A 23,895-nucleotide genomic window follows, 5' to 3' on the forward strand; every position below is an offset into this window, starting at 1 on the left:
GAACCCACGTAACTTATTACTTGTTCGCCCCACAGGGAAGCGGAGGAGCCGAGAGCTTCACCCCCCTCAAGCGGAGAACCACCTCCCGATCCACTCACTTGTGAGAACAGACGCCTGCGTCTAGGATGGGAGATCCACCCCATCTGCGGCTGTCAAGAGCTGCGCAGCGGATCCAAGATCCGCGCGGCGCGCTGATTTGACAAGCGGGACGGGATGGCTAAGATAGAGAAGTTGCCCTTCGGGCCTGGTTGTGATGACTGGGTCGTGGGAGCATCCGATCCTTGAGAACTCAACAGCGTGCACTTGTCAAATGCCAAATAACCTCGATTCAGCTTCGGCTGGATGAGATTCCTTTGGATCAAAGACCAACCTCCTTGTGGGGTTGGCAACGGATAAAGTCAGCAATGATTTGTCTCTTTGGTCAGCATCAAACTCGCTGCGTCACCGTTTTCCCGGTGTCGTATGCATTTCTTTTTTACGGAGAGTTTGATCCTGGCTCAGGATGAACGCTGGCGGCGTGCTTAACACATGCAAGTCGAACGGTGAACACGGAGCTTGCTCTGTGGGATCAGTGGCGAACGGGTGAGTAACACGTGAGCAACCTGCCCCTGACTCTGGGATAAGCGCTGGAAACGGCGTCTAATACTGGATACGAGTAGCGACCGCATGGTCAGTTACTGGAAAGATTTATTGGTTGGGGATGGGCTCGCGGCCTATCAGCTTGTTGGTGAGGTAATGGCTCACCAAGGCGTCGACGGGTAGCCGGCCTGAGAGGGTGACCGGCCACACTGGGACTGAGACACGGCCCAGACTCCTACGGGAGGCAGCAGTGGGGAATATTGCACAATGGGCGCAAGCCTGATGCAGCAACGCCGCGTGAGGGATGACGGCCTTCGGGTTGTAAACCTCTTTTAGCAGGGAAGAAGCGAAAGTGACGGTACCTGCAGAAAAAGCGCCGGCTAACTACGTGCCAGCAGCCGCGGTAATACGTAGGGCGCAAGCGTTATCCGGAATTATTGGGCGTAAAGAGCTCGTAGGCGGTTTGTCGCGTCTGCTGTGAAATCCGGAGGCTCAACCTCCGGCCTGCAGTGGGTACGGGCAGACTAGAGTGCGGTAGGGGAGATTGGAATTCCTGGTGTAGCGGTGGAATGCGCAGATATCAGGAGGAACACCGATGGCGAAGGCAGATCTCTGGGCCGTAACTGACGCTGAGGAGCGAAAGGGTGGGGAGCAAACAGGCTTAGATACCCTGGTAGTCCACCCCGTAAACGTTGGGAACTAGTTGTGGGGTCCATTCCACGGATTCCGTGACGCAGCTAACGCATTAAGTTCCCCGCCTGGGGAGTACGGCCGCAAGGCTAAAACTCAAAGGAATTGACGGGGACCCGCACAAGCGGCGGAGCATGCGGATTAATTCGATGCAACGCGAAGAACCTTACCAAGGCTTGACATATACGAGAACGGGCCAGAAATGGTCAACTCTTTGGACACTCGTAAACAGGTGGTGCATGGTTGTCGTCAGCTCGTGTCGTGAGATGTTGGGTTAAGTCCCGCAACGAGCGCAACCCTCGTTCTATGTTGCCAGCACGTAATGGTGGGAACTCATGGGATACTGCCGGGGTCAACTCGGAGGAAGGTGGGGATGACGTCAAATCATCATGCCCCTTATGTCTTGGGCTTCACGCATGCTACAATGGCCGGTACAAAGGGCTGCAATACCGCGAGGTGGAGCGAATCCCAAAAAGCCGGTCCCAGTTCGGATTGAGGTCTGCAACTCGACCTCATGAAGTCGGAGTCGCTAGTAATCGCAGATCAGCAACGCTGCGGTGAATACGTTCCCGGGTCTTGTACACACCGCCCGTCAAGTCATGAAAGTCGGTAACACCTGAAGCCGGTGGCCTAACCCTTGTGGAGGGAGCCGTCGAAGGTGGGATCGGTAATTAGGACTAAGTCGTAACAAGGTAGCCGTACCGGAAGGTGCGGCTGGATCACCTCCTTTCTAAGGAGCATCTGACTCTTCGGAGTCCAGAACCCAGATCGAAGACGTTCGTTCTTCGCTGGGAGCTCATGGGTGGAACATTTGACATGACATCAGCGCAGCTGAGTCTCGTGAGTACGCTGACCTTCGGGTCGGTTGGAAAGTGGGGCTTCGTGAGCGAGGTGTCTGCACGCTGTTGGGTCCTGAGGGACCGGATGCGATCTTCGGATCGTTTCTGTACCTCTGGGCCTCTTGTTGTTTCCCCTGTGGGGGTGGCGAGAAGGGGTACCGCCCGTACTTTGAGAACTACACAGTGGACGCGAGCATCTTGCAGCCGGCTTCGGTCGGTTGCACAAGATGATCTTAAAGATCATTAGTCAATTTCATGCCAGGCCTTTGGGTCTGGTGTCGATTCTGATTCAAACTCATGTGATTTCAAGTCTTTAAGAGCAAACGGTGGATGCCTTGGCATCTGGAGCCGAAGAAGGACGTAGCAATCTGCGATAAGCCTCGGGGAACTGATAAGCAAGTTTTGATCCGAGGGTGTCCGAATGGGGAAACCCCGCTGGGCGGCGTGCCGACCTAGTGACTCCCGCCTGAATATATAGGGCGGGTAGAGGGAACGTGGGGAAGTGAAACATCTCAGTACCCACAGGAAGAGAAAGCAACCGCGATTCCGTTAGTAGTGGCGAGCGAAACCGGAACAGGCTAAACCTAGCGTGTGTGATAGCCGGCAGGCGTTGCACGTTGGGGGTTGTGGGACTTTTCAGTCATCTCTGCCGAGATGGCGGCGTTACACGATGGTATAGACGAACGGTCTTGAAAGGCCGGTCATAGAGGGTGCCAACCCCGTAGTCGAAATGCCAACCGTGGCGCGAAGAGTATCCCAAGTAGCACGGGGCCCGTGAAATCCCGTGTGAATCTGTCAGGACCACCTGATAAGCCTAAATACTCCCAGATGACCGATAGCGGACAAGTACCGTGAGGGAAAGGTGAAAAGTACCCCGGGAGGGGAGTGAAATAGTACCTGAAACCGTTTGCTTACAAACCGTTGGAGCAGCCTTAGTAGCTGTGACAGCGTGCCTTTTGAAGAATGAGCCTGCGAGTTAGCGATATGTGGCGAGGTTAACCCGTTGAGGGGTAGCCGTAGCGAAAGCGAGTCTGAATAGGGCGATTCAGTCGCATGTCCTAGACCCGAAGCGAAGTGATCTATCCATGGCCAGGTTGAAGCGACGGTAAGACGTCGTGGAGGACCGAACCCACTTAGGTTGAAAACTGAGGGGATGAGCTGTGGATAGGGGTGAAAGGCCAATCAAACTTCGTGATAGCTGGTTCTCTCCGAAATGCATTTAGGTGCAGCGTTGCGTGTTTCTTGCCGGAGGTAGAGCTACTGGATGGCCGATGGGCCCTACAAGGTTACTGACGTCAGCCAAACTCCGAATGCCGGTAAGTGAGAGCGCAGCAGTGAGACTGTGGGGGATAAGCTTCATAGTCGAGAGGGAAACAACCCAGACCACCAACTAAGGTCCCAAAGCGCGTGCTAAGTGGGAAAGGATGTGGAGTTGCCTTGACAACCAGGAGGTTGGCTTAGAAGCAGCCACCCTTGAAAGAGTGCGTAATAGCTCACTGGTCAAGTGATTCCGCGCCGACAATGTAACGGGGCTCAAGCACGCCACCGAAGTTGTGGCATTGACATTATTGGTAGGCCTTCGTGGTCCAGCCGTGTTGATGGGTAGGAGAGCGTCGTGTGGCCAGCGAAGCGGCGGTGTAAACCAGCCGTGGAGGCTACACGAGTGAGAATGCAGGCATGAGTAGCGAAAGACGTGTGAGAAACACGTCCTCCGAAAGACCAAGGGTTCCAGGGTCAAGCTAATCTTCCCTGGGTAAGTCGGGACCTAAGGCGAGGCCGACAGGCGTAGTCGATGGACAACGGGTTGATATTCCCGTACCGGCGAAGAACCGCCCAAGCTAATCCAGTAGTGCTAAGTGTCTGAATCCCAGTGACTGATCCCTTCGGGGTGACGCGTTGGGCCTAGCGCACGACCCCATTCTGGTGCGGTTAGCGTATTAACAGGTGTGACGCAGGAAGGTAGTCCAAGCCAGGCGATGGTTGTCCTGGTGCAAGTGCGTAGGCCGAGAGATAGGCAAATCCGTCTCTCACATAGGCTGAGACACGATGCGGATAAAAAGTGGATGATCCTATGCTGCCAAGAAAAGCATCGACGCGAGGTTCTAGCCGCCCGTACCCCAAACCGACTCAGGTGGTCAGGTAGAGAATACCAAGGAGATCGAGAGAATCGTGGTTAAGGAACTCGGCAAAATGCCCCCGTAACTTCGGGAGAAGGGGGGCCTTCGACGTATTAGGACTTGCTCCGAAAGCGTTTGGAGGCCGCAGAGACTAGTGGGTAGCGACTGTTTACTAAAAACACAGGTCCGTGCCAAGTCGCAAGACGATGTATACGGACTGACGCCTGCCCGGTGCTGGAAGGTTAACAGGACCGGTTAGCCGCAAGGCGAAGCTGAGAATTTAAGCCCCAGTAAACGGCGGTGGTAACTATAACCATCCTAAGGTAGCGAAATTCCTTGTCGGGTAAGTTCCGACCTGCACGAATGGCGTAACGACTTCCCAACTGTCTCAACCGCGAACTCGGCGAAATTGCATTACGAGTAAAGATGCTCGTTACGCGCAGCAGGACGGAAAGACCCCGTGACCTTTACTACAGCTTGGTATTGGTGTTCGGTGTGGCTTGTGTAGGATAGGTGGGAGACTGTGAAGCATGGACGCCAGTTCATGTGGAGTCATTGTTGAAATACCACTCTGGTCACTCTGGATATCTAACTTCGAACCGTAATCCGGTTCAGGGACAGTGCCTGGTGGGTAGTTTAACTGGGGCGGTTGCCTCCCAAAAAGTAACGGAGGCGCCCAAAGGTTCCCTCAACCTGGTTGGCAATCAGGTGTCGAGTGTAAGTGCACAAGGGAGCTTGACTGTGAGACTGACAGGTCGAGCAGGGACGAAAGTCGGGACTAGTGATCCGGCAGTGGCTTGTGGAAGCGCTGTCGCTCAACGGATAAAAGGTACCTCGGGGATAACAGGCTGATCTTGCCCAAGAGTCCATATCGACGGCATGGTTTGGCACCTCGATGTCGGCTCGTCGCATCCTGGGGCTGGAGTAGGTCCCAAGGGTTGGGCTGTTCGCCCATTAAAGCGGTACGCGAGCTGGGTTTAGAACGTCGTGAGACAGTTCGGTCCCTATCCGCTGCGCGCGTAGGAAATTTGAGAGGATCTGACCCTAGTACGAGAGGACCGGGTTGGACGAACCTCTGGTGTGTCAGTTGTTCCGCCAGGAGCACCGCTGATTAGCTACGTTCGGGATGGATAACCGCTGAAAGCATCTAAGCGGGAAGCCGGCCTCAAGATGAGATTTCCATACCTTCGGGTGAGAGGCTCCCAGCCAGACTACTGGGTTGATAGGCCAGATGTGGAAGTGCAGTAATGCATGCAGCTGACTGGTACTAATAAGCCGATGACTTGATAACACACCGTTTGTTGGTGCTACGCGTCCACTGAGTGGTTCTCGATGTACGGTCGAGAACCCTACAGACAACAATGATTTGTCTATAGGTTTGATTGAAACATCAATAGTGTTTCGGCGGCCATAGCGTGAGGGAAACGCCCGGTTTACATTCCGAACCCGGAAGCTAAGCCTCACAGCGCCGATGGTACTGCAGGGGGGACCCTGTGGGAGAGTAGGACACCGCCGGACTTCTTTTAAGCAAATGGCCACCCATCGTTGGGTGGCCATTTTGCGTTAACAACATCTAGAACAGGGAGCATCATGCCGGAAGAGGAAGAGCGCCGTCCGCGTCGCAACAACGACCAGGGATCGCGCAGTAACCGACCTTCCGGAGGACGCTCGGAACAGAATCGCAGCAGCGGTCCGCGTCGCGACGACGCACCCCGCCGCGAGGGCGGTTACAGTCGTGACGGAGGAGCCCCCCGTTCTGGTGGGTACAACCGCGACAACCGCGATGGTGGCGCTCCCCGTTCCGGCGGCTACAGCCGCGATGGTGGTGCCCCCCGTTCTGGTGGGTACAACCGCGATGGTGGTGCCCCCCATTCTGGTGGGTACAACCGCGATAACCGTGATGGTGGCGCTCCCCGTTCGGGCGGCTATAACCGTGATGGTGGCGCTCCCCGTTCGGGCGGCTATAACCGCGATGGTGGTGCCCCGCGCACTGGCGGTTACAACCGCGACGGTGGGGCTCCCCGTTCGGGTGGGTACAACCGTGACAGCCGTGATGGTGGCGCTCCGCGTTCTGGTGGGTACAACCGCGACAATCGCGATGGTGGTGCTCCTCGCACTGGTGGGTACAACCGTGACAGCCGTGACGGTGGTGCTCCTCGCACTGGTGGGTACAACCGTGACAGCCGTGACGGTGGTGCTCCTCGCACTGGTGGGTACAACCGCGACAGCCGTGATGGTGGCGCTCCCCGTACCGGTGGGTACAACCGCGACAATCGTGATGGTGGCGCACCTCGTACCGGTGGGTACAACCGTGACAACCGCGATGGTGGGGCTCCCCGTTCGGGTGGGTACAGCCGTGACAGCCGTGATGGTGGTGCTCCTCGCACTGGTGGGTACAACCGTGACAGCCGTGACGGTGGCGCTCCGCGTTCGGGCGGTTACAACCGTGACAGCCGTGACGGTGGCGCTCCGCGTTCTGGTGGCTACAACCGCGACAACCGTGATGGTGGCGCTCCGCGTTCTGGTGGGTACAACCGTGACAGCCGTGACGGTGGCGCACCTCGTACCGGTGGGTACAACCGTGACGGTGGCGCTCCCCGTACCGGTGGGTACAACCGCGACAGTCGCGACGGTGGTTCTCCGCGTTCGGGTGGCTACAACCGTGACAGTCGCGACGGTGGCGCCCCCCGTACCGGCGGCTACAACCGCGACAACCGTGACGGTGGCGCACCGCGCTCGGGCGGCTACAACCGTGACAGCCGTGACGGTGGTGCTCCCCGCACGGGTGGCTACAACCGCGATGACCGCGCGCCGCGGCAGGACCGCGACTCGTCGCGCTCGTACCCGCAGCGTGGGGGAGTGGACCGTGAGCGTCCGGTGCAGGCAGCGGGCGATCGTCCTCGCTTCAACGACCCGCACATCCCCGATGACGTCACGGCCCGCGACCTGCACACGTCGGCGCGCAATGAGCTGAAGACCCTGAGCAAGGAGAACGCCGACCTCGTCGCTCGTCACCTCGCGATGGCGTCGCGTCTCATCGACGAGGATCCCGCTCTCGCACATGAGCACGCTCTCGCAGCATCCCGCCGTGCCGGCCGCATCGCGATCGTCCGCGAGACCCTCGGGATCACCGCCTATGCGACCGAGGACTTCGCTCTTGCGCTGCGTGAGCTGCGCACGTACCGCCGCATCTCCGGCAAGGACGATCAGATCGCCCTGATGGTCGACAGCGAGCGGGGCATCGGCCGCCCCGACCGTGCGCTCGAGACCGGTCGCGCTGTCGACCGGACCGCTCTGACCACGCCCGTCCGTGTCTCGCTGGCGATCGCCATGTCGGGTGCACGTCTGGATCAGGGCGACCTCGAACTCGCGCTCGGCGAACTCGAGATCCCTGAGCTCGACCCCGACCGCGCATTCGAGTGGAGCCCCGCACTCTTCGCTGCGCGCGCCGCCGTGCTCGAGGACTTGGGGCGCACCGACGAGGCAGAGTTCTGGGCGCATCGCGCCGAGGTCGCTGCGGAAGCGCTGGGCGTCGACGAAGCCGGTGATGAGGAGATCATCATCGAAGACGGTCTCATCGAAGGTGACTTCGATGACGACCATGCTGAAGACGGCCGGTCCGACTCTGAGTCCGACGATTCTGGCTCTGACGATTCTGAGTCCGACCTGGAGCCCGCCGAGTCCGACGAGACCATGGCGGCTGCAGGTGCTGAAGAGGCGGACACCGAGTCCGATATCGAGTCGGAACCGTCGATCGACGACGAGGTGCGTGAGCTTCTCGGCGAGGGCGAGGGCGAGGACGAGGACGAGGACGGCGACCCCGCCGACGCCGACGCGAAGCGCACAGCATCCGAGCCCTCTGAGGAGGCGTAGTGGGGCTGTTCTCCAAGAAGCCCGCGCTGCGCACGCCGCTCGACGGCGTCGACGCCGTGCTCGCTGACCTGGATGGCGTCGTCTATGCGGGCCCTGGCGCGCTGCCCTACGCGGTGGAGAGCCTCAACGCGGCCGGTGAGACCGCGAGACTCGGTTACATCACGAACAACGCGTCGCGCACCGACGCGTCGGTCGCCGAGCACCTGAGCAGCCTGGGTCTCGACGTCGCCCCGGCTGATGTCATCACCAGCCCGCAGGCCGCCATGCGGCTGCTCGCCGGGATCGTGCCCCCTCCGGCGACGCTGCTGATCGTCGGGGGAGCCGGGCTCGTGGACGAGGCCGAGAAGGCCGGGTACACGGTGACTCGCAGTGCAGAGGACGCTCCGGATGCGGTCGTGCAGGGCTTCGCCCCTGAGGTCGCCTGGACGGACCTGGCAGAAGCGGCGTTCGCCCTGAAGCTCCCCGAAGATGAGGGCGGCATCCCGTGGATCGCCACCAACACCGACTGGACGATCCCGCGCGAACGCGGCGTCGCCCCGGGCAACGGGACGCTCGTGTCCGCCGTGCACACGGCGATCGGTCGGCTCGCGACAGTGGCAGGCAAACCGGAGACTCCGATCTTCGAGGAGGCCACGTCGCGCTTCGGCGCGACGAAGCCGCTGTTCATCGGCGACCGTCTCGACACCGACATTCTCGGGGCGGTGAGGGCGGGTATCGACTCCGCGCTGGTGCTCACGGGCATCGACCGGCCGAAGCATGTGCTCGCGGCACCGGAAGGATCCCGTCCGACGTACATCCTGAGCGATCTGCGGGAACTGCACCAGCCGTACCCGGAGCTCACGTCCAAGGACGGCGTCTATTCGGTCAACGGCGCGTCTGTGCGCGTCACCGGTGCGGATGTCGAGATCATCGCCGAGGGCGAGGCGCAGATCGATCTGCTGCGCGCCGGAGCAGCCGCGATCTGGGCTTCCGGGACACCGGTGTTCGTGCTTCGCGTCCCTGAGCGCCTCTACGACGACCCCTTCCACCGGCCCTGACGGGCAGCCGGGCCCTCGCCGTGGCTCCGACGACGTGTCGGCCCTGCCGCGTACAGTAGAAGCGTGAGCGAAGAGACGACGAACGCACCGACCGATGGTCTGTGGAGTCGCCTGCGCCTGATCGAGGGGCAGCCTCTCGCTGCCAGAGCAGACGCGTACTCCGGGCTGCATGACGAGCTGTCCCGCCGCCTCGACAGCGGCGCGAGACTCGATCAGCGCGATGCGCCGGGCGCCCGATGACGCGACTCGACGCTGCCCTCGCCGCGCGAGGACTCGCCCGCTCACGCACCCACGCCGCAACCCTGATCGCCGACGGTCTGGTGAGCGTCGACGGCCGACCGGTCGTGAAGGCGTCGACGCCTGTCAGCGATGAGGCCGAGATCTCCGTCGCGGGTGCCGACCACTATGTCGGTCGCGGCGCGCACAAGCTGGTCGCCGCGCTCGACGGCTTCGGCATCTCTGCCGAAGGGCGCCTGGCGCTCGACATGGGCGCCTCCACCGGTGGCTTCACCCAGGTGTTGCGTGAGCGCGGAGCGCGCCGTGTGCTGGCCGTCGACGTCGGACACGATCAGATGGCCGCTGCCGTGGCATCCGATCCCGGTGTGGTGCGCGTCGAGGGGTACAACGTCCGATACATGACCCCAGAGAACCTGAGGGACGTGACCGGGGAGGACGCAGCCCCCGACCTCATCGTGGGCGACCTCTCGTTCATCTCGCTCGAGCATGTCCTGCCGGCCGTCGCGAGCGTGGCAGCGGCGGGATCCGACATCGTGCTGCTGGTCAAACCCCAGTTCGAGGTCGGTCGAACGGCCGTGCGCGGGGGACTGGTGACAGATCCCGCCACGCGCGCCGACGCCGTCGCGCGGACGGCGTGGAGCGCTTGGGACGCGGGGCTCGGCATGCTCGGCATCCTGTCCTCCCCGATTCTCGGGACCCACGGGAACACGGAATACCTTCTGCACCTCGCACCGGGCCGCGGCAGTGATCCGTCAGAATGGTCGGACCGCATCAACGAACTGACAGGGAGACGATGAACGAGCGCAACATCCTGGTCGTCGCCCATGCCGGCAGGGAAGACACGGTCGAAGCGGCCCTCCGCGTGGTCGATGCGCTGCGTGGCGCGGGGGCGCGCCCCGTGCTCGCCGCCGACGACAGCCTCGACCTGCGTGCCGTCGATGCCCGCTTCGCGGATGTCGACGTGCTCGGCGAGACGGTGCAGCAGGAGCAGCTCGAGCTCGCGATCGTCCTGGGCGGCGACGGCACGATCCTGCGAGCCGCCGAGCTGGTGCGCGGCTGCGCGGCTCCCGTGCTCGGGATCAACATGGGCCACGTCGGATTCCTCGCGGAGATCGACCGCGATGACATGGATGCCGCCATGCGCCGCGTCATCGACCGCGACTACGAGGTCGAAGAGCGTCTCGCGCTGTCCGTCCGGGTCAAGGACGTCGACGGCGAGGTGGTCTACGAGACGTTCGCCCTCAACGAGGCGACGGTCGAGAAGGCGAGTCGGGAGCGCATGATCGAGGTCGTGCTCGAGATCGACGGACGCCCCCTCTCGAGCTTCGGATGCGACGGAATGGTCGTGTCCACTCCGACCGGGTCCACGGCCTACAACTTCTCCGCGGGCGGTCCGGTCATCTGGCCGAGCGTCGAAGCCATCGCGGTGGTGCCGCTCTCGGCGCACGCCCTCTTCGCCAAGCCGCTGGTGGTCAGCCCCGACGCCGCTGTGGCCATCGAGATGCTCGAAGGCACGTCCGGCGCTGGCATCCTCTGGTGCGACGGGCGACGGTCCCACGACCTGCCGCCGGGGGCCCGAGTCGTCGTGCGGCGATCATCGCGCCCCGTGCGCCTCGCGCGTCTGCACCCGACCGCGTTCACCGATCGTCTGGTGCGCAAGTTCCAGTTGCCGGTCGCGGGATGGCGCGGGCAGGGGGCAGCCTCATGATCGAGGAGATGCGGATGCAGGGACTCGGCGTGATCGCCGACGCCGTGCTGCCTCTCGGGCCCGGATTCACCGCGATCACAGGTGAGACCGGTGCCGGCAAGACGATGGTCGTGACCGGCCTCGGCCTGCTGCTCGGTCAGCGCGCCGATTCCGGAGCGGTGCGTGCCGGTGCCACCCAGGCCTCGGTCGCGGGCGTGTGGATCGTCCCCGAGACCGGCGACGTCGCGGACATCGTGGCAGACGCCGGGGGCGAGCTGGAACCCGCCGGTTCCGGTGCCGCAGAGCTGTACGTCTCACGCACGCTGAGCGCCGAGGGACGCAGCCGTGCGAGCGTCGGAGGACGCGCGGCGCCGGCGGGTGTGCTGTCGGCCCTGGCCGAGGAGCTGGTCGTCGTGCACGGTCAGTCCGAGCAGCTCAGGCTGCGCTCTGCCGCTGCGCAGCGCGATGCGCTCGATCGCTTCGGAGGAGCGCCGATCGCCCGGGCGCTCGACGCCTACGCATCGTCGTTCACCCGGTGGCGCGAGCTGGATTCCGAGATCGCGGACATCACCGAGAACCGTGATCGCCGAGCCGACGAGGCCTCCCGGCTTCGGGAGGCACTTGCTCTCATCGAGGCTGCCGCCCCGGAACCGGGCGAGGACGTCGAGCTGTCGGCACGGGCCGAGCGCCTGGCGAACGCCGAGGAGCTGCGCCTCGCGGCCTCGCTCGCCCACGGCGCGCTCTCGAACGAAGAGGGCGAGCCCGACGCATCCGCATTGATCGCCGAGGCGCGTCGCGCGCTCGAACGGGTCTCCGACGCCGCGCTCACCGAGATATCCGCAGGCCTCGCCGACATCGGCTACCGGATCGCCGACATCGCCGGACAGCTCTCCGCCTACCTCGCCGATCTCGACGAATCGGGACCGCACGAGCTCGCGGCTGTCGAAGAACGGCGCGCGGCACTGAGCACGCTCATCCGTGCGCACGGTTCGCTGGACGAGGCGCTCGAGCTGTGGCAGACCGGATCGACCCGGCTCGCCGAACTCGAAGACGACGGCGAGCGGCTCGCACGCCTCGAGGCCGAACGGGACGCCGCTCGCGCTGAGCTGGATTCCCGGGCCGAGGCACTGACCGCGGAGCGCACCGCAGCCGCAGCACGACTGGGCGTCGCCGTGAGCGATGAGCTGCGCGAGCTCGCCATGCCGGACGCGACTCTCGAGGTCGCGGTCACGCCCGGGGCGGAGAGCGCTCACGGCCGCGACGACGTCGCCATCCTGCTCGCGCCCCACCCCGGTGCCGAACCCCGCTCCGTCTCGAAGGGGGCATCCGGCGGTGAGCTGTCGCGCGTGATGCTCGCCATCGAGGTCGTGATCGCCGGCACCGACCCCGTGCCGACCTTCGTCTTCGACGAGGTCGATGCCGGCATCGGCGGTGCGGCGGCGATCGAGGTCGGCCGACGACTCGCCCGACTCGCAGAGAAGTCGCAGGTGATCGCCGTGACCCATCTGGCTCAGGTCGCCGCGTTCGCCAACAACCACCTCTCCGTCGTGAAATCCCACGACGGAGCAGTCACCGCATCGAGTGTCCGCCGTCTCGAAGGCCAGGAGCGCGAGGCCGAGATGGCCCGACTGCTGTCCGGATTGACCGATTCGGATGCCGCGATCACCCACGCCCGAGAACTTCTCAGCCTCGGCGCCCTCACCTCCTGATAGGATCGAAGCCCGTGATGAACTCTTCTTCTGCGGGGCCCAAGAACGACACGACCAAGCACATCTTTGTGACGGGTGGTGTCGTTTCGTCTTTGGGTAAGGGGCTCACTGCCGCAAGCCTCGGCAACCTCCTCACCGCACGCGGACTCCGCGTCGTGATGCAGAAGCTCGACCCGTATCTCAACGTCGATCCGGGCACGATGAACCCGTTCCAGCACGGTGAGGTCTTCGTCACGGATGACGGTGCCGAGACCGACCTCGACATCGGCCACTACGAGCGCTTCCTCGACATCAACCTGTCGCAGGCGGCGAACGTCACGACCGGTCAGATCTACTCGCAGGTCATCGCCCGCGAGCGTCGCGGCGAGTACCTCGGCGACACCGTGCAGGTCATCCCGCACATCACCGATGAGATCAAGCGCCGCATGCGTCTGCAGGCGACCGAGGATCCTCGCCCCGACGTGATCATCACCGAGGTCGGCGGAACGGTCGGCGACATCGAGTCGCAGCCGTTCCTCGAGGCCGCTCGTCAGCTGCGTCACGAGCTCGGACGCGACAGCGTGTTCTTCGTGCACGTCTCGCTGGTTCCGTTCATGGGCGCATCCGGTGAGCAGAAGACGAAGCCGACCCAGCACTCGGTGGCGGCCCTCCGTCAGGTCGGCATCCAGCCCGATGCCCTCGTGCTCCGCAGCGACCGGCCTGTGAGCGAGAGCAACCGCAACAAGATCGCACTCATGTGCGACGTCGACGCCGAGGGCGTCATCAACACGGTCGATCTGCCGAGCATCTACGACATCCCTTCGACGCTCAACGACCAGGGGCTCGACTCGTACATCGTGCGCCGCCTCGGACTCGACCAGAAGGCTGCCGACGAGGTGGACTGGTCGCGCTGGAGCAAGGTCCTCCACGCCGTGCACAACCCGAAGCATGAGGTCACCATCGGCCTGGTCGGCAAGTACATCGACCTGCCGGACGCCTACCTCTCGGTGACCGAAGCGCTGAAGGCCGGCGGTTTCGCACAGGAGACCAAGGTCAACATCCGCTGGATCCCGTCGGACCGCTGCGAGACCCCCGAGGGCGCCCGCGAGCAGCTCGCCGCACTCGACGGCATCTGCGTTCCCGGTGGCTTCGGCATCCGTGGGATCGAGGGCAAGCTCGGTGCGCTGAAGTTCGCGCGCGAGCAGGGAATTCCGACCCTCGGCCTCTGCCTCGGCCTCCAGTGCATGGTCATCGAATACGCCCGTGATGTCGCCGGCATCGAGGGCGCGTCGTCGAGCGAGTTCGACCCCGAGACGACCGAGCCGGTCATCGCCACGATGGCGGAGCAGATCGAGATCCTCGACGGTGGAGACCTGGGTGGCACGATGCGGCTCGGCCTCTACAAGGCGGCGCTGGCGGAGGGCTCCCTGGCGAGCGAGCTGTACGGCGGCCCCGAGGCGTCGGAGCGTCACCGCCACCGCTACGAGGTCAACAACGCCTACCGTGCGCGTCTCTCCGAGGCCGGTCTGGTCTTCTCGGGTCTCAACCCCGAGCTCGACCTGGTCGAGTACGTCGAGCTCCCGCGGGACGTCCACCCGTACTACATCGCCACCCAGGCGCACCCGGAGCTCCGCTCGCGCCCGACCGACCCGCACCCGCTGTTCCGTGGCCTGGTCGGGGCTGCGATCGAGCGTCACCGCTCGAGCGAGCTCTTCGACGTCGAGGCCGATGCCGAGTTCGGCGAAGCAGTCGCCTGAGCGTGGCGAAGCCCATGTCTGAGTTCGATGAGCTGAGAGACGAGCCCTTCCAGCCGGAGGTTCTGCAGAGTGACCTCGTCTACGAGGGTGCCGTCTGGAATGTGCGCGACGACCGTGTGCGTTACGGCGACGGGGAGATCCGCCGTCAGTATGTCGCGCACACCGGCGCCGTAGCGATCCTCGCGCTCGATGACCAGGGTCGCGTACTGCTGATCCAGCAGTACCGGCACCCGATCCGTCACCGCGACTGGGAGCTGCCGGCAGGTCTGCTCGACATGCCGGGGGAGGAGCCTCTCGCGGCAGCTCAGCGTGAGCTGGCGGAGGAGGCCGATCTCGTCGCCGCGCACTGGGAGCCGCTCGTATCGTCGTGGACGACCCCGGGTGGCAACGACGAGGTCATCCACGTCTTCCTCGCGAGTGGCGTGTCGGCGGCGAACGAAGCGCACGCGCGCGTGGACGAAGAGGCTGACATTCGCGTGGAGTGGGTGCCGCTCGATGCCGCGGTCGCCGCGGTGCTCGACGGGCGGATGCGCAACGGCATCCTCAGCATCGGCGTCCTCGCGGCCGCGCAGAGGCTGCGCGACCGGAGCTGAGCATGCAGCTCGACCGAGCGTTGGACACGTATCTGCGCCACGTCACGATCGAGCGCGGTCTCAGCGAGCACACCATCTCGGCGTATCGGCGCGACCTCGACACGTATCTGGAGTGGCTCGTGTCCGAGGGGGTGACGGACACCGCTGAGATCAGCGCTGCGGTCGTCGGACGCTTCATCGCCGATCGCTCCGGGGCCGATCCGGCTCCTGCGGCGACGAGCCTCGCCCGTCTGCAGTCGTCGGTGCGCGGATGGCACCGGTTCCTGGCGCGTGAAGGGATCGAACCGGATGACCCGAGCGGCCGTCTCCGTCCGCCCAAGGCCCCGCGGCGTCTGCCGAAGGCCCTGACGATCGACCAGGTCGAGAGCCTCCTCGGCGCCCCCAGCGCGGAGGACCCTCTGGGCATCCGTGACCGGGCCCTGCTCGAGCTGCTCTACGCGACCGGCGCTCGTGTGTCGGAGGCCGTCGGGCTCGACGTCGACGACCTCGCTCATGGCGATGTCCTGCGCCTCCGCGGCAAGGGGTCGAAGGAACGTATCGTGCCGATCGGCTCGTTCGCCCGCGCAGCGGTGGACGCGTACCTCACCCGGGTCCGTCCCGGGCTCGCAGTGAAGGGTCGGGCGTCGGCGCGGCTGTTCCTCGGCGCGCGCGGCGCGCCCCTGTCGCGCCAGAGCGCCTGGCTGGTCATCCGCGCGGCCGCGGAGAACGCGCACATCACCGCCGATGTCTCACCGCACACGCTGCGGCACTCGTTCGCCACGCACCTGCTGCAGGGCGGCGCAGACGTGCGCGTCGTGCAGGAGCTGCTCGGACACGCCTCGGTCGCGACGACCCAGATCTACACGCACGTGTCTGTCGACACGCTGCGCGACATATACGCGACGTCGCACCCTCGCGCCCGGTGAGCCGAGCTGCGGCCAAAACGCGGGATCGCCGCGGCCGAGGCGTGGAACCCTCCGGGCGATCGGTAGACTCGATCAAGCACGAAACGAGCAGGAGAATCGGTGGCTGAGAACGCGGCGAAGTCCAGGGCGAAGACGTCGAAGACCGACGACACCCCCATGGGACCCACCGGGCGTCCCTATCACGGCTTCGCGACCCCTGCTCCTCTCGCCTCGCATGGTCCGGCCCGCATCATCGCCCTCTGCAATCAGAAGGGCGGCGTCGGCAAGACCACGACCTCGATCAACCTCGCCGCGGCCCTCGCCGAATATGGCCGGAAGGTCCTCGCGGTCGACTTCGACCCGCAGGGCGCACTGTCGGCAGGTCTCGGCATTCAGACGCACGATGTGCCGACGATCTACGATCTGCTGCTCGACACCAAGCGCGACGCACATGATGCGATCGTGCACTCGGGTGTCGAAGGCCTCGACGTCATGCCGGCGAACATCGACCTGTCGGCCGCTGAGGTGCACCTCGTGAACGAGGTCGCCCGCGAGACGATCCTCGCCCGTGTCCTCCGCCAGGTCGCGGGGGAGTACGACGTCATCCTCATCGACTGCCAGCCCTCGCTCGGTCTGCTGACGGTCAACGCGCTGACCGCCGCTCACGGCGTCATCATCCCGCTCGAGTGCGAGTTCTTCGCGCTTCGCGGTGTGGCGCTGCTGATCGAGACGATCGACAAGGTGCGCGACCGGCTGAACCCGTCGATCACCATGGACGGCCTCCTCGCCACCATGTACGACCCGCGCACCCTGCACTCGCGTGAGGTTCTCGAGCGTGTGGTCGAGGCGTTCGGGGACGACGTCCTGGAGACCGTGATCGGTCGAACCGTCAAGTTCCCCGATGCATCGGTGTCCGGTGTGCCGATCACCGAGTTCGCTCCGGAGCACGCTGCCGCGCAGGCGTACCTGCGACTGGCGCGGGAGCTGGTCGCCCGTGGCGCTGTCGCCTGAGCTCGAGCCGCCAGACACCCCGGCTCAGTCCGTCTCGCCTCAGTCCGTCTCGCCTCAGTCCGTCTCGCCCGTTCAGTCCGTCGCGGACATCGGCTCAGACATCGCTGACACCGCACTGCCGGCGGATCCCGGGTTCCGCGTCTCCCTGTCGAACTTCGACGGCCCGTTCGACCTTCTGCTGAACCTCATCTCGAAGCACGAGATGGACATCACCGAGGTGTCGCTGAGCGCCGTCACCAACGAGTTCATCGCTTACCTCAAGGAGCTCGACGACGACGAGGAGCTCGATCAGGCGTCCGAGTTCCTGGTGGTCGCAGCGACGCTGCTCGACATGAAGGTGGCGGGACTGCTGCCTCAGGGCGAGCTGGTGGATGCCGAAGCCGTCGCTCTCCTCGAAGCACGTGACCTCCTCTTCGCGCGACTCCTGCAGTACCGCGCCTTCAAAGAGGTCTCGGCGTGGTTCGCTCGATGCCTGCAGCGCGAGGACCGTCGGCACGTGCGTGCTGTCCGGCTGGATGAGAAGCACAGGCGAAAGACCCCCGAGCTCGTGTGGTCGCTCAGCGCGGATGACTTCGCCGCGCTCGCGCTTCTCGCGTTCGCGCCGAAGGAGATCCCGCATGTCGGCCTCGATCACCTGCACGCTCCGCTCGTCAGCATCCGCGAACAGGCCGCGATCGTGGTCACTCTGCTGCGCGCGGCGGAGTCCGTGAGCTTCCGCGAGCTGGTCGCGGGTGTGAGCGAGCCCGGGATCGTGGTCGCGCGGTTCATCTCCGTTCTGGAGCTCTACCGGCACGCCGCACTCTCCTTCGAGCAACTGGAACCGCTCGGCGAGCTCACGCTGCGCTGGGCAGCCGACTCCTGGTCGGACGAGACACTGGCATCCCTGGGAGCCGACTATGACCGATGACACCGTTGACGCAGCGACCGGAGCCGTGACCGAGCCGGCCGTGCGTGACACGCCCCTCTCCGAGCGCATCGAGGCGATCCTGCTGATCATCGACGAGCCGATCGGACTCGTCGCTCTCGCCGCTGCCGTCGGATCACCGGTCGCGGCCGTCCGACAGACGATCGAGACGCTGGTCGACGATTACGACGGCAAGGGTCACGGACCGCGACGGGGTTTCGAGCTGCGTGAGGTCGGCGGGGGCTGGCGCCTGTACGTCCGGGAGGATCACGACGACGTCGTCGCGGAGTTCGTCGGGGGACAAGCGCCGGCGCGACTCTCGCAGGCGGCGCTCGAGACGCTCGCGGTGATCGCCTACAAGCAGCCCGTCACGCGCAGCCAGGTGGCGTCGATCCGCGCGGTGAACGTCGACTCCGTCGTGCGGACGCTCCTCGCACGAGGTCTCATCACCGAGCTGTTCGCGGACTCCGAGACCGGCGCCATCAACTACGGCACGACCGACGCTCTGCTGCAGCACCTGGGCATCAACTCGCTCGACGAGCTGCCCCCCATCTCTCCTCTGCTCGACGACGGCGCGGACGGCTTCGACGAAGGGACCATCCGATGATCTCGGTCGTCCTGACGGCGGCGACCGGCCGCGTCGGCACGACGCGCAGAATCAGTTTCAACGAAGGGACCATCCGATGAGCGGCTTCGAGACACCAGAGGGCATCCGCCTGCAGAAGGTGCTGTCGGCGGCAGGCGTGGCCTCGCGACGCGTGATCGAGCAGTACATCGTCGAAGGGCGCATCCGTGTCAACGGCGTGACCGTCACCGAGCTCGGCCGTCGTGTCGACCCCGAGACCGATCTCATCGATGTGGACGGCACCGCTGTTCAGCTCGATGTGTCGAAGCGCTATGTGATGCTGAACAAGCCCACCGGGGTCGTCAGCAGCATGCGGGACGAGAACGATCGCCCGGATCTGCGCCGGTTCACCGAGGACTACGAGGAGCGGCTCTACAACGTCGGGCGGCTCGACGCGGAGACCAGCGGGCTGCTCGTGCTGACCAACGACGGAGACCTCGCTCACGTGCTCGCTCACCCGTCGTTCGGGGTGACCAAGGTCTACATCGCCAAGGTCGAAGGCGAAGTGACCGCGCAGACGATCTCGAAGCTCACCCGGGGCATCGAGCTCGACGACGGTCCGATCGCGGCAGACAAGGCGAGGCTGCTCGACACCTCTCGCGGGTCGAGTCTCGTCGAGCTGACGCTGCACTCCGGGCGCAATCGCATCGTCCGACGGATGCTGGCAGCGGTCGGCCACCCGGTGACCGAACTCGTGCGCCGCCAGTTCGGCCCGCTGCACCTGGGAACCCTCCCGGTTGGGAAGACGCGCGAACTGACTAAAATCGAACTCGGCGCACTCTTGACTCTGTCGCGCCGTGATTCCGGTGTCGCCGAGGCGCCAGGCGAGCAACAGGAGAACGAGTGACCGATACGACGAGTGCGCCCACGGGGGCTCGGAGTTCTGTCGCGCCACGAATCGCGGCGAGACTCTCGGGAACCGTTCGCGTCGTCGGCGCCGGGCTGCTCGGCGCGAGCATCGGACATGCCCTTCGTGCGAAGGGTGTCGACGTGGTGCTCGCCGACACCTCGCCCGCCCAGCTGCGTCTCGCGATCGACTACGGGGCGGGCCGCTCGGCCGCCGAGGACGATTCGCCGGTGCTGGTCGTGGTCGCCGTGCCGCCGGACGTCACCGCGGATGTCATCGAGTCGGAGCTGAGTCGTTTCCCTCATGCTGTCGTCACCGACGTGGCGAGCGTCAAGCTCGAGCCTCTGCACAGCCTGCAGCACCGTGGCGTCGACCTCACCCGCTACATCGGCTCGCACCCCCTCGCCGGACGCGAGCGCGGCGGAGCGATCTCTGCGCGCGCCGACCTCTTCGTGGGTCGCCCCTGGGTGGTGTGCCGGGATGCCGACACAACCGCCACGGATCTCGCGCTCGTCGAAGCGCTCGCCCTCGATGTCGGAGCGATGCCGCTCGAGATGACTCCCGAGGAGCACGACCGCTCGGTCGCTCTCACCTCCCACGTTCCTCAGGTCGTCGCGAGCCTGCTCGCCGGCCGTCTCGCCACCGCCGACGAGGGTGCGCTGCGCCTCTCCGGCCAGGGTGTCCGTGACACGACGCGTATCGCGGCATCCGCACCCGAACTCTGGGTGCAGATCCTCGGAGCGAACGCCGGGCCCGTGGTCGAGATCCTCGACGCTCTGGCATCCGATCTCCGCGAGGTGTCGGACGCTCTGCGCGCGCCCGAGGCCCCCGGGGCTCGGCGTGTGGTCGCCGAGACGATCCGGCAGGGCAACGATGGCGTCGAACGTCTTCCCGGAAAGCACGGGCAGAACCAGCGATTCGAGTCCCTGGTCGTGATGGTCGACGACACCGCCGGCCAGCTCGGTCGACTGTTCGGCGAACTCGGAGAGCTCGGCGTCAACGTCGAGGACCTCCGTCTCGAGCACTCGCCGGGCGCGCAGTTCGGCCTGGCCGAGATCAGCGTCGACCCTGCTGCGCTGCACGGGGCGATCACCGGACTTCAGGAACGCGGCTGGCGGATTGCAGGTACCACCAATGACTGATTTCATCGCGATCGACGGGCCCGCCGGCTCCGGCAAGTCCAGCGTGTCCAAGGCGGTCGCTCGGGCTCTGGGCTTCGGCTACCTCGACACCGGCTCCGCGTACCGCGCTCTCGCCTGGCATGTGCTGGATCGAGGCGCCGACACGGCGGATGCCGCGGCGGTGCTCGACGCCGTCTCCGACTTCCCCGTGCGCCTCGGCCTCGACCCCGACGATCGCACCGTGCTCGTCGGAGAGGTCGACGTCACGGACGCGATCCGCGAACCATCGGTCTCGAGCGCGGTGAGCGGCGTCGCCCGTGTGCCCGAGGTGCGGGACCGGGTCAATCGTCTCTTCCGCACCCTCGTCGCCGAGGCGCCGTACCCGGCGGTCGTCGTCGAAGGACGGGACATCACCACCGTGGTGGCTCCCGACGCCCCGGTGCGCATCCTCCTCACGGCTGCGCCCGAGGTGCGCGCCGCACGACGTGCCGGCGAGCTCGCCGGCGAGAACGCCGAGGCCGTCGCGGCCGCACTGCACAAGCGCGACGCATCAGACAGCGCCGTCGTCGACTTCCTGAACGCCGCAGACGGCGTCGAGGTCGTCGATTCGACGGAGCTCGATTTCACACAGACCATCGACGCCGTCCTCGCGGTGATCGAACGAATCCGAGGAGTACACCATGGCTGACGACGAATACGAAGGCGGCCCCGACCAGCTCGCCGAGAAGATGGAGTCGCTCGACGAGCAGCTCGCCGAGGCGCGCGCCGAGACCCTGCGCGCCGGCCTCGCCGACTACGACCTGGACGATGAAGATGCCGCCCTTCTCGCCGGCATCACGATGGGCGAGGACGGGATCCAGTTCTTCCCGGCCCTGCCGGTCGTCGCGATCGTCGGTCGACCGAACGTCGGCAAGTCGGCTCTCGTGAACCGCATCCTCGGCCGTCGCGAGGCAGTCGTCGAGGACACCCCCGGTGTGACCCGCGACCGCGTGACGTACAAGGCCGAGTGGGCGGACCGCCGCTTCTCGCTCGTCGACACGGGCGGCTGGGAGCCCGACGCCCGCGGCATCGACCGCTCGGTCGCCGCGCAGGCGGAGGTCGCGATCGACCTCGCCGACATCGTGCTGTTCGTCGTCGACGCCATGGTCGGCGCCACGTCGACCGATGAGCACGTCGTGAAGCTGCTGCGCAAGAGCGGCAAGCCGGTCTTCCTCGTCGCCAACAAGATCGACGACGCTCGTCAGGAACCTGAGGCTGCGGCTCTCTGGAACCTCGGCCTCGGCGAGCCCTACCCGGTGTCGGCGATCCACGGTCGTGGCGTCGCCGATCTGCTCGACCAGCTGCTGAAGAAGCTGCCGGATGTCTCCGCGGTCGCGAAGGCCGAGATCGGCGGGCCGCGGCGCGTCGCGATCCTCGGTCGCCCGAACGTCGGCAAGTCCTCGCTACTCAACAAGGCGGCCGGCGAAGAGCGCGTGGTCGTGAACGACCTCGCGGGAACCACCCGTGACCCGGTCGATGAGATCGTCGAGCTCGGTGGCAAGCTCTGGCGCCTCGTCGACACCGCCGGCATCCGCCGCCGGGTGCACATGGCGCAGGGTGCTGACTTCTACGCGTCGCTGCGCACGTCCGCTGCTCTCGAGAAGGCGGAGGTCGCGGTCGTCGTCCTCGATGTGTCCGAGACGATCAGCGAGCAGGACGTCCGCATCATCGATCTCGTGCTCGAGTCGGGCCGCTCTCTCGTGCTGGCATTCAACAAGTGGGATCGTCTGAACGATGACGACCTCGAGAACGCCGATCGACGTCGGTACCTCGAGCGTGAGATCGAGCAGGACCTGGCGCACGTCGCCTGGGCGCCCCGAGTGAACATCTCGGCCAAGACCGGTCGTCACCTCGACAAGCTCGTGCCGGCGCTCGAGACGGCGTTGGAGAACTGGGACCGTCGCATCCCGACGGGCAAGTTCAACGCCTTCCTCGCAGAGCTCGTCGCCGAGCACCCGCACCCGCTGCGTGGCGGAAAGCAGCCGCGCATCCTGTTCGGCACGCAGGCATCGACGCGTCCGCCGACGTTCGTGCTGTTCACGACGGGATTCCTCGACCCGGGCTACCGCCGCTTCATTCAGCGTCGTCTGCGCGAGCTCTACGAATTCGACGGAACTCCGATCGTCATCAACATGAGGGTCCGCGAGAAGCGCCAGCGCTGATCGCACCCGATTCGACAGCTGTGCCCGCGCGAATCCGCGCGGGCACAGCTGTTCCCGCGTATGACCCGGCGGATGCCGACAGCCGGATGCTGTGACAGGCTGAAGGGGTGACTGTCGTACCTCCCGCCGCAGGTGAACCCCGCCGCCCAGATGGGCCGCGAAACCCGGGCGACGCCTGGGTGATCGCCCCCTCGGGGGAGAAGTACTGGGGGCGCTTCGGCGCGGCTGGGCTGCTCGCCGTCGATCCGGAACGCGGGATCCTTCTTCAGCACCGGGTGTCCTGGTCGCACTTCGGTGGGACATGGGGGTTGCCTGGCGGCGCCATGCACGAGGGCGAGAGCGCGATCGTGGGCGCAGTGCGCGAGGCGCAGGAAGAGGCCGGGGTTCCGGATGCGGCCGTGCGACCCCGGTTCACCAGCGTGCTCGATCTGGACGTGTGGTCGTACACGACCGTCATCGCCGATGTGGTGCGTCCGTTCGACCCCGTGATCAGTGACCCCGAGAGCGTGGCTCTCGAGTGGGTGCCCGTCGATGAGGTGGACGCACGGCCGTTGCACCCCGGTTTCGGTAGCGCCTGGCCTGCTCTGCGCACCCTGCTCGATGTGCGCCTGTCGCTCGTCGTCGACGCCGCCAACGTGGTCGGCTCTGTGCCGAACGGATGGTGGAGAGATCGTGCCGGTGCGACGGCTCGTCTTGCCTCGCGCCTCGACGGACTCGCTGTGCCCGCGGCCGACCTCGGGGTCGGGGGAGCGACCTGGTTCCCGGAGATCGCTCTCGTCGTCGAGGGACAGGCGCGCGGGATCGTGACTCCGTCGTCGGACGCCGATGCGGAGGTGCCCGAGCTGCTTCCCGCAGGTGGCGTCTCGATCGTCCGCGCCGAGGGGGCCGGAGACGACGCGATTGTGGCCGAGGTGGAACGTCGAACGCGTGCCGGGCAGCATGTCGTGGTCATCTCGAGCGACCGCGAGCTGCAGACCCGCGTCGACGCAGCGGGCGCGGCGCAAGTGCGCTCGGCGGGCTGGCTGTTGAGCGTGCTCCCGCAATAGTCGGGGCCGCTTTCGTCTCAGTGCGTGCTCCGCTCCGTCTCAGCGCGCGCTCCGCTTCGTCTTGGCTGTGCGCCCCCTCGTCCGACGGTGGCTGCGCTCAGCCTGAGGGGTGTTGCGCTCAGCGTGACGCGTGCTGCGCTCAGCGTGAGGATGCTGCGC

18 protein-coding genes and 3 rRNA genes are annotated in these 23,895 nt (G+C 65.3%); 20 read left to right on the plus strand and 1 reads right to left on the minus strand.

The window, feature by feature from the left end:
* The first annotated feature begins 474 nt into the window (after window positions 1-474).
* From ACZZZF_RS00005 to rrf, 3 genes are all read left to right on the plus strand, one after another.
* A 16S ribosomal RNA gene (locus ACZZZF_RS00005) occupies window positions 475-1,999 on the plus strand.
* 412 nt (window positions 2,000-2,411) lie between these two features.
* Window positions 2,412-5,516 (plus strand): 23S ribosomal RNA (locus tag ACZZZF_RS00010).
* 109 nt (window positions 5,517-5,625) lie between these two features.
* A 5S ribosomal RNA gene (gene rrf, locus ACZZZF_RS00015) occupies window positions 5,626-5,743 on the plus strand.
* Together the 16S, 23S and 5S rRNA genes form the textbook arrangement of a ribosomal RNA operon.
* 45 nt (window positions 5,744-5,788) lie before the next feature.
* Here rrf and ACZZZF_RS00020 read toward each other — a convergent pair.
* The gene (locus ACZZZF_RS00020; protein ID WP_463496531.1) at window positions 5,789-7,144 is read right to left on the minus strand and encodes a hypothetical protein; all 1,356 of its coding nucleotides are present in this window, start codon (window positions 7,142-7,144) and stop codon (window positions 5,789-5,791) included.
* Here ACZZZF_RS00020 and ACZZZF_RS00025 point away from each other — a divergent pair.
* The 17 genes from ACZZZF_RS00025 (at window position 7,085) to ACZZZF_RS00105 (ending at window position 23,736) form a co-directional block, all read left to right on the plus strand.
* The gene (locus ACZZZF_RS00025; RefSeq protein ID WP_463496533.1) at window positions 7,085-8,098 is read left to right on the plus strand and encodes a hypothetical protein; all 1,014 of its coding nucleotides are present in this window, start codon (window positions 7,085-7,087) and stop codon (window positions 8,096-8,098) included. The two genes, ACZZZF_RS00020 and ACZZZF_RS00025, sit on opposite strands and share 60 nt — an antisense overlap.
* Window positions 8,098-9,135 carry an HAD-IIA family hydrolase gene (locus ACZZZF_RS00030; RefSeq protein ID WP_463496535.1) on the plus strand — a complete coding sequence of 346 codons (1,038 nt, stop codon included), beginning with the start codon at window positions 8,098-8,100 and terminating at the stop codon, window positions 9,133-9,135. Before ACZZZF_RS00025 ends, ACZZZF_RS00030 begins: the two co-directional genes overlap by 1 nt.
* A gap of 63 nt (window positions 9,136-9,198) precedes the next feature.
* Complete coding sequence (locus ACZZZF_RS00035) at window positions 9,199-9,375, plus strand: hypothetical protein (protein ID WP_171821925.1); 177 nt, start codon at window positions 9,199-9,201, stop codon at window positions 9,373-9,375.
* Window positions 9,372-10,169, plus strand: coding sequence for a TlyA family RNA methyltransferase (locus tag ACZZZF_RS00040; protein WP_053096856.1), 798 nt, complete (start codon window positions 9,372-9,374; stop codon window positions 10,167-10,169). The genes ACZZZF_RS00035 and ACZZZF_RS00040 overlap by 4 nt, the downstream gene beginning before the upstream one ends.
* Window positions 10,166-11,080 carry an NAD kinase gene (locus tag ACZZZF_RS00045; protein WP_053096854.1) on the plus strand — a complete coding sequence of 305 codons (915 nt, stop codon included), beginning with the start codon at window positions 10,166-10,168 and terminating at the stop codon, window positions 11,078-11,080. Before ACZZZF_RS00040 ends, ACZZZF_RS00045 begins: the two co-directional genes overlap by 4 nt.
* Complete coding sequence (recN, locus tag ACZZZF_RS00050) at window positions 11,077-12,768, plus strand: DNA repair protein RecN (RefSeq protein WP_463496537.1); 1,692 nt, start codon at window positions 11,077-11,079, stop codon at window positions 12,766-12,768. Before ACZZZF_RS00045 ends, recN begins: the two co-directional genes overlap by 4 nt.
* A gap of 17 nt (window positions 12,769-12,785) precedes the next feature.
* Window positions 12,786-14,504: a CTP synthase gene (locus ACZZZF_RS00055; protein ID WP_053096852.1), complete on the plus strand. Its 1,719-nt coding sequence runs from the start codon at window positions 12,786-12,788 to the stop codon at window positions 14,502-14,504.
* A 14-nt stretch (window positions 14,505-14,518) separates the two neighbouring features.
* A complete protein-coding gene (locus tag ACZZZF_RS00060) occupies window positions 14,519-15,097 on the plus strand; it encodes an NUDIX domain-containing protein (protein ID WP_394195476.1) in 579 nt (192 codons plus the stop codon).
* 2 nt (window positions 15,098-15,099) lie between these two features.
* Complete coding sequence (xerD, locus tag ACZZZF_RS00065) at window positions 15,100-16,002, plus strand: site-specific tyrosine recombinase XerD (protein WP_463496539.1); 903 nt, start codon at window positions 15,100-15,102, stop codon at window positions 16,000-16,002.
* 156 nt (window positions 16,003-16,158) lie between these two features.
* Complete coding sequence (locus tag ACZZZF_RS00070) at window positions 16,159-16,992, plus strand: ParA family protein (RefSeq protein WP_053099169.1); 834 nt, start codon at window positions 16,159-16,161, stop codon at window positions 16,990-16,992.
* An 88-nt stretch (window positions 16,993-17,080) separates the two neighbouring features.
* Complete coding sequence (locus ACZZZF_RS00075) at window positions 17,081-17,899, plus strand: segregation and condensation protein A (RefSeq protein WP_295105834.1); 819 nt, start codon at window positions 17,081-17,083, stop codon at window positions 17,897-17,899.
* Window positions 17,889-18,503 carry an SMC-Scp complex subunit ScpB gene (scpB, locus tag ACZZZF_RS00080; protein WP_056278994.1) on the plus strand — a complete coding sequence of 205 codons (615 nt, stop codon included), beginning with the start codon at window positions 17,889-17,891 and terminating at the stop codon, window positions 18,501-18,503. Before ACZZZF_RS00075 ends, scpB begins: the two co-directional genes overlap by 11 nt.
* Window positions 18,504-18,579: 76 nt before the next feature.
* Complete coding sequence (locus ACZZZF_RS00085) at window positions 18,580-19,368, plus strand: pseudouridine synthase (protein WP_056278993.1); 789 nt, start codon at window positions 18,580-18,582, stop codon at window positions 19,366-19,368.
* A complete protein-coding gene (locus tag ACZZZF_RS00090) occupies window positions 19,365-20,510 on the plus strand; it encodes a prephenate dehydrogenase (protein ID WP_083569352.1) in 1,146 nt (381 codons plus the stop codon). The genes ACZZZF_RS00085 and ACZZZF_RS00090 overlap by 4 nt, the downstream gene beginning before the upstream one ends.
* Complete coding sequence (cmk, locus tag ACZZZF_RS00095) at window positions 20,503-21,177, plus strand: (d)CMP kinase (protein ID WP_187249859.1); 675 nt, start codon at window positions 20,503-20,505, stop codon at window positions 21,175-21,177. The genes ACZZZF_RS00090 and cmk overlap by 8 nt, the downstream gene beginning before the upstream one ends.
* On the plus strand, window positions 21,170-22,690 hold the full coding sequence (gene der / locus ACZZZF_RS00100; protein ID WP_053096842.1) for a ribosome biogenesis GTPase Der: 1,521 nt from the start codon (window positions 21,170-21,172) through the stop codon (window positions 22,688-22,690). The genes cmk and der overlap by 8 nt, the downstream gene beginning before the upstream one ends.
* 107 nt (window positions 22,691-22,797) lie before the next feature.
* Window positions 22,798-23,736: an NUDIX domain-containing protein gene (locus tag ACZZZF_RS00105; RefSeq protein ID WP_463496540.1), complete on the plus strand. Its 939-nt coding sequence runs from the start codon at window positions 22,798-22,800 to the stop codon at window positions 23,734-23,736.
* Window positions 23,737-23,895: the final 159 nt, after the last annotated feature.

The sequence above is a fragment of the Microbacterium sp. AC215 genome, from assembly GCF_979258645.1.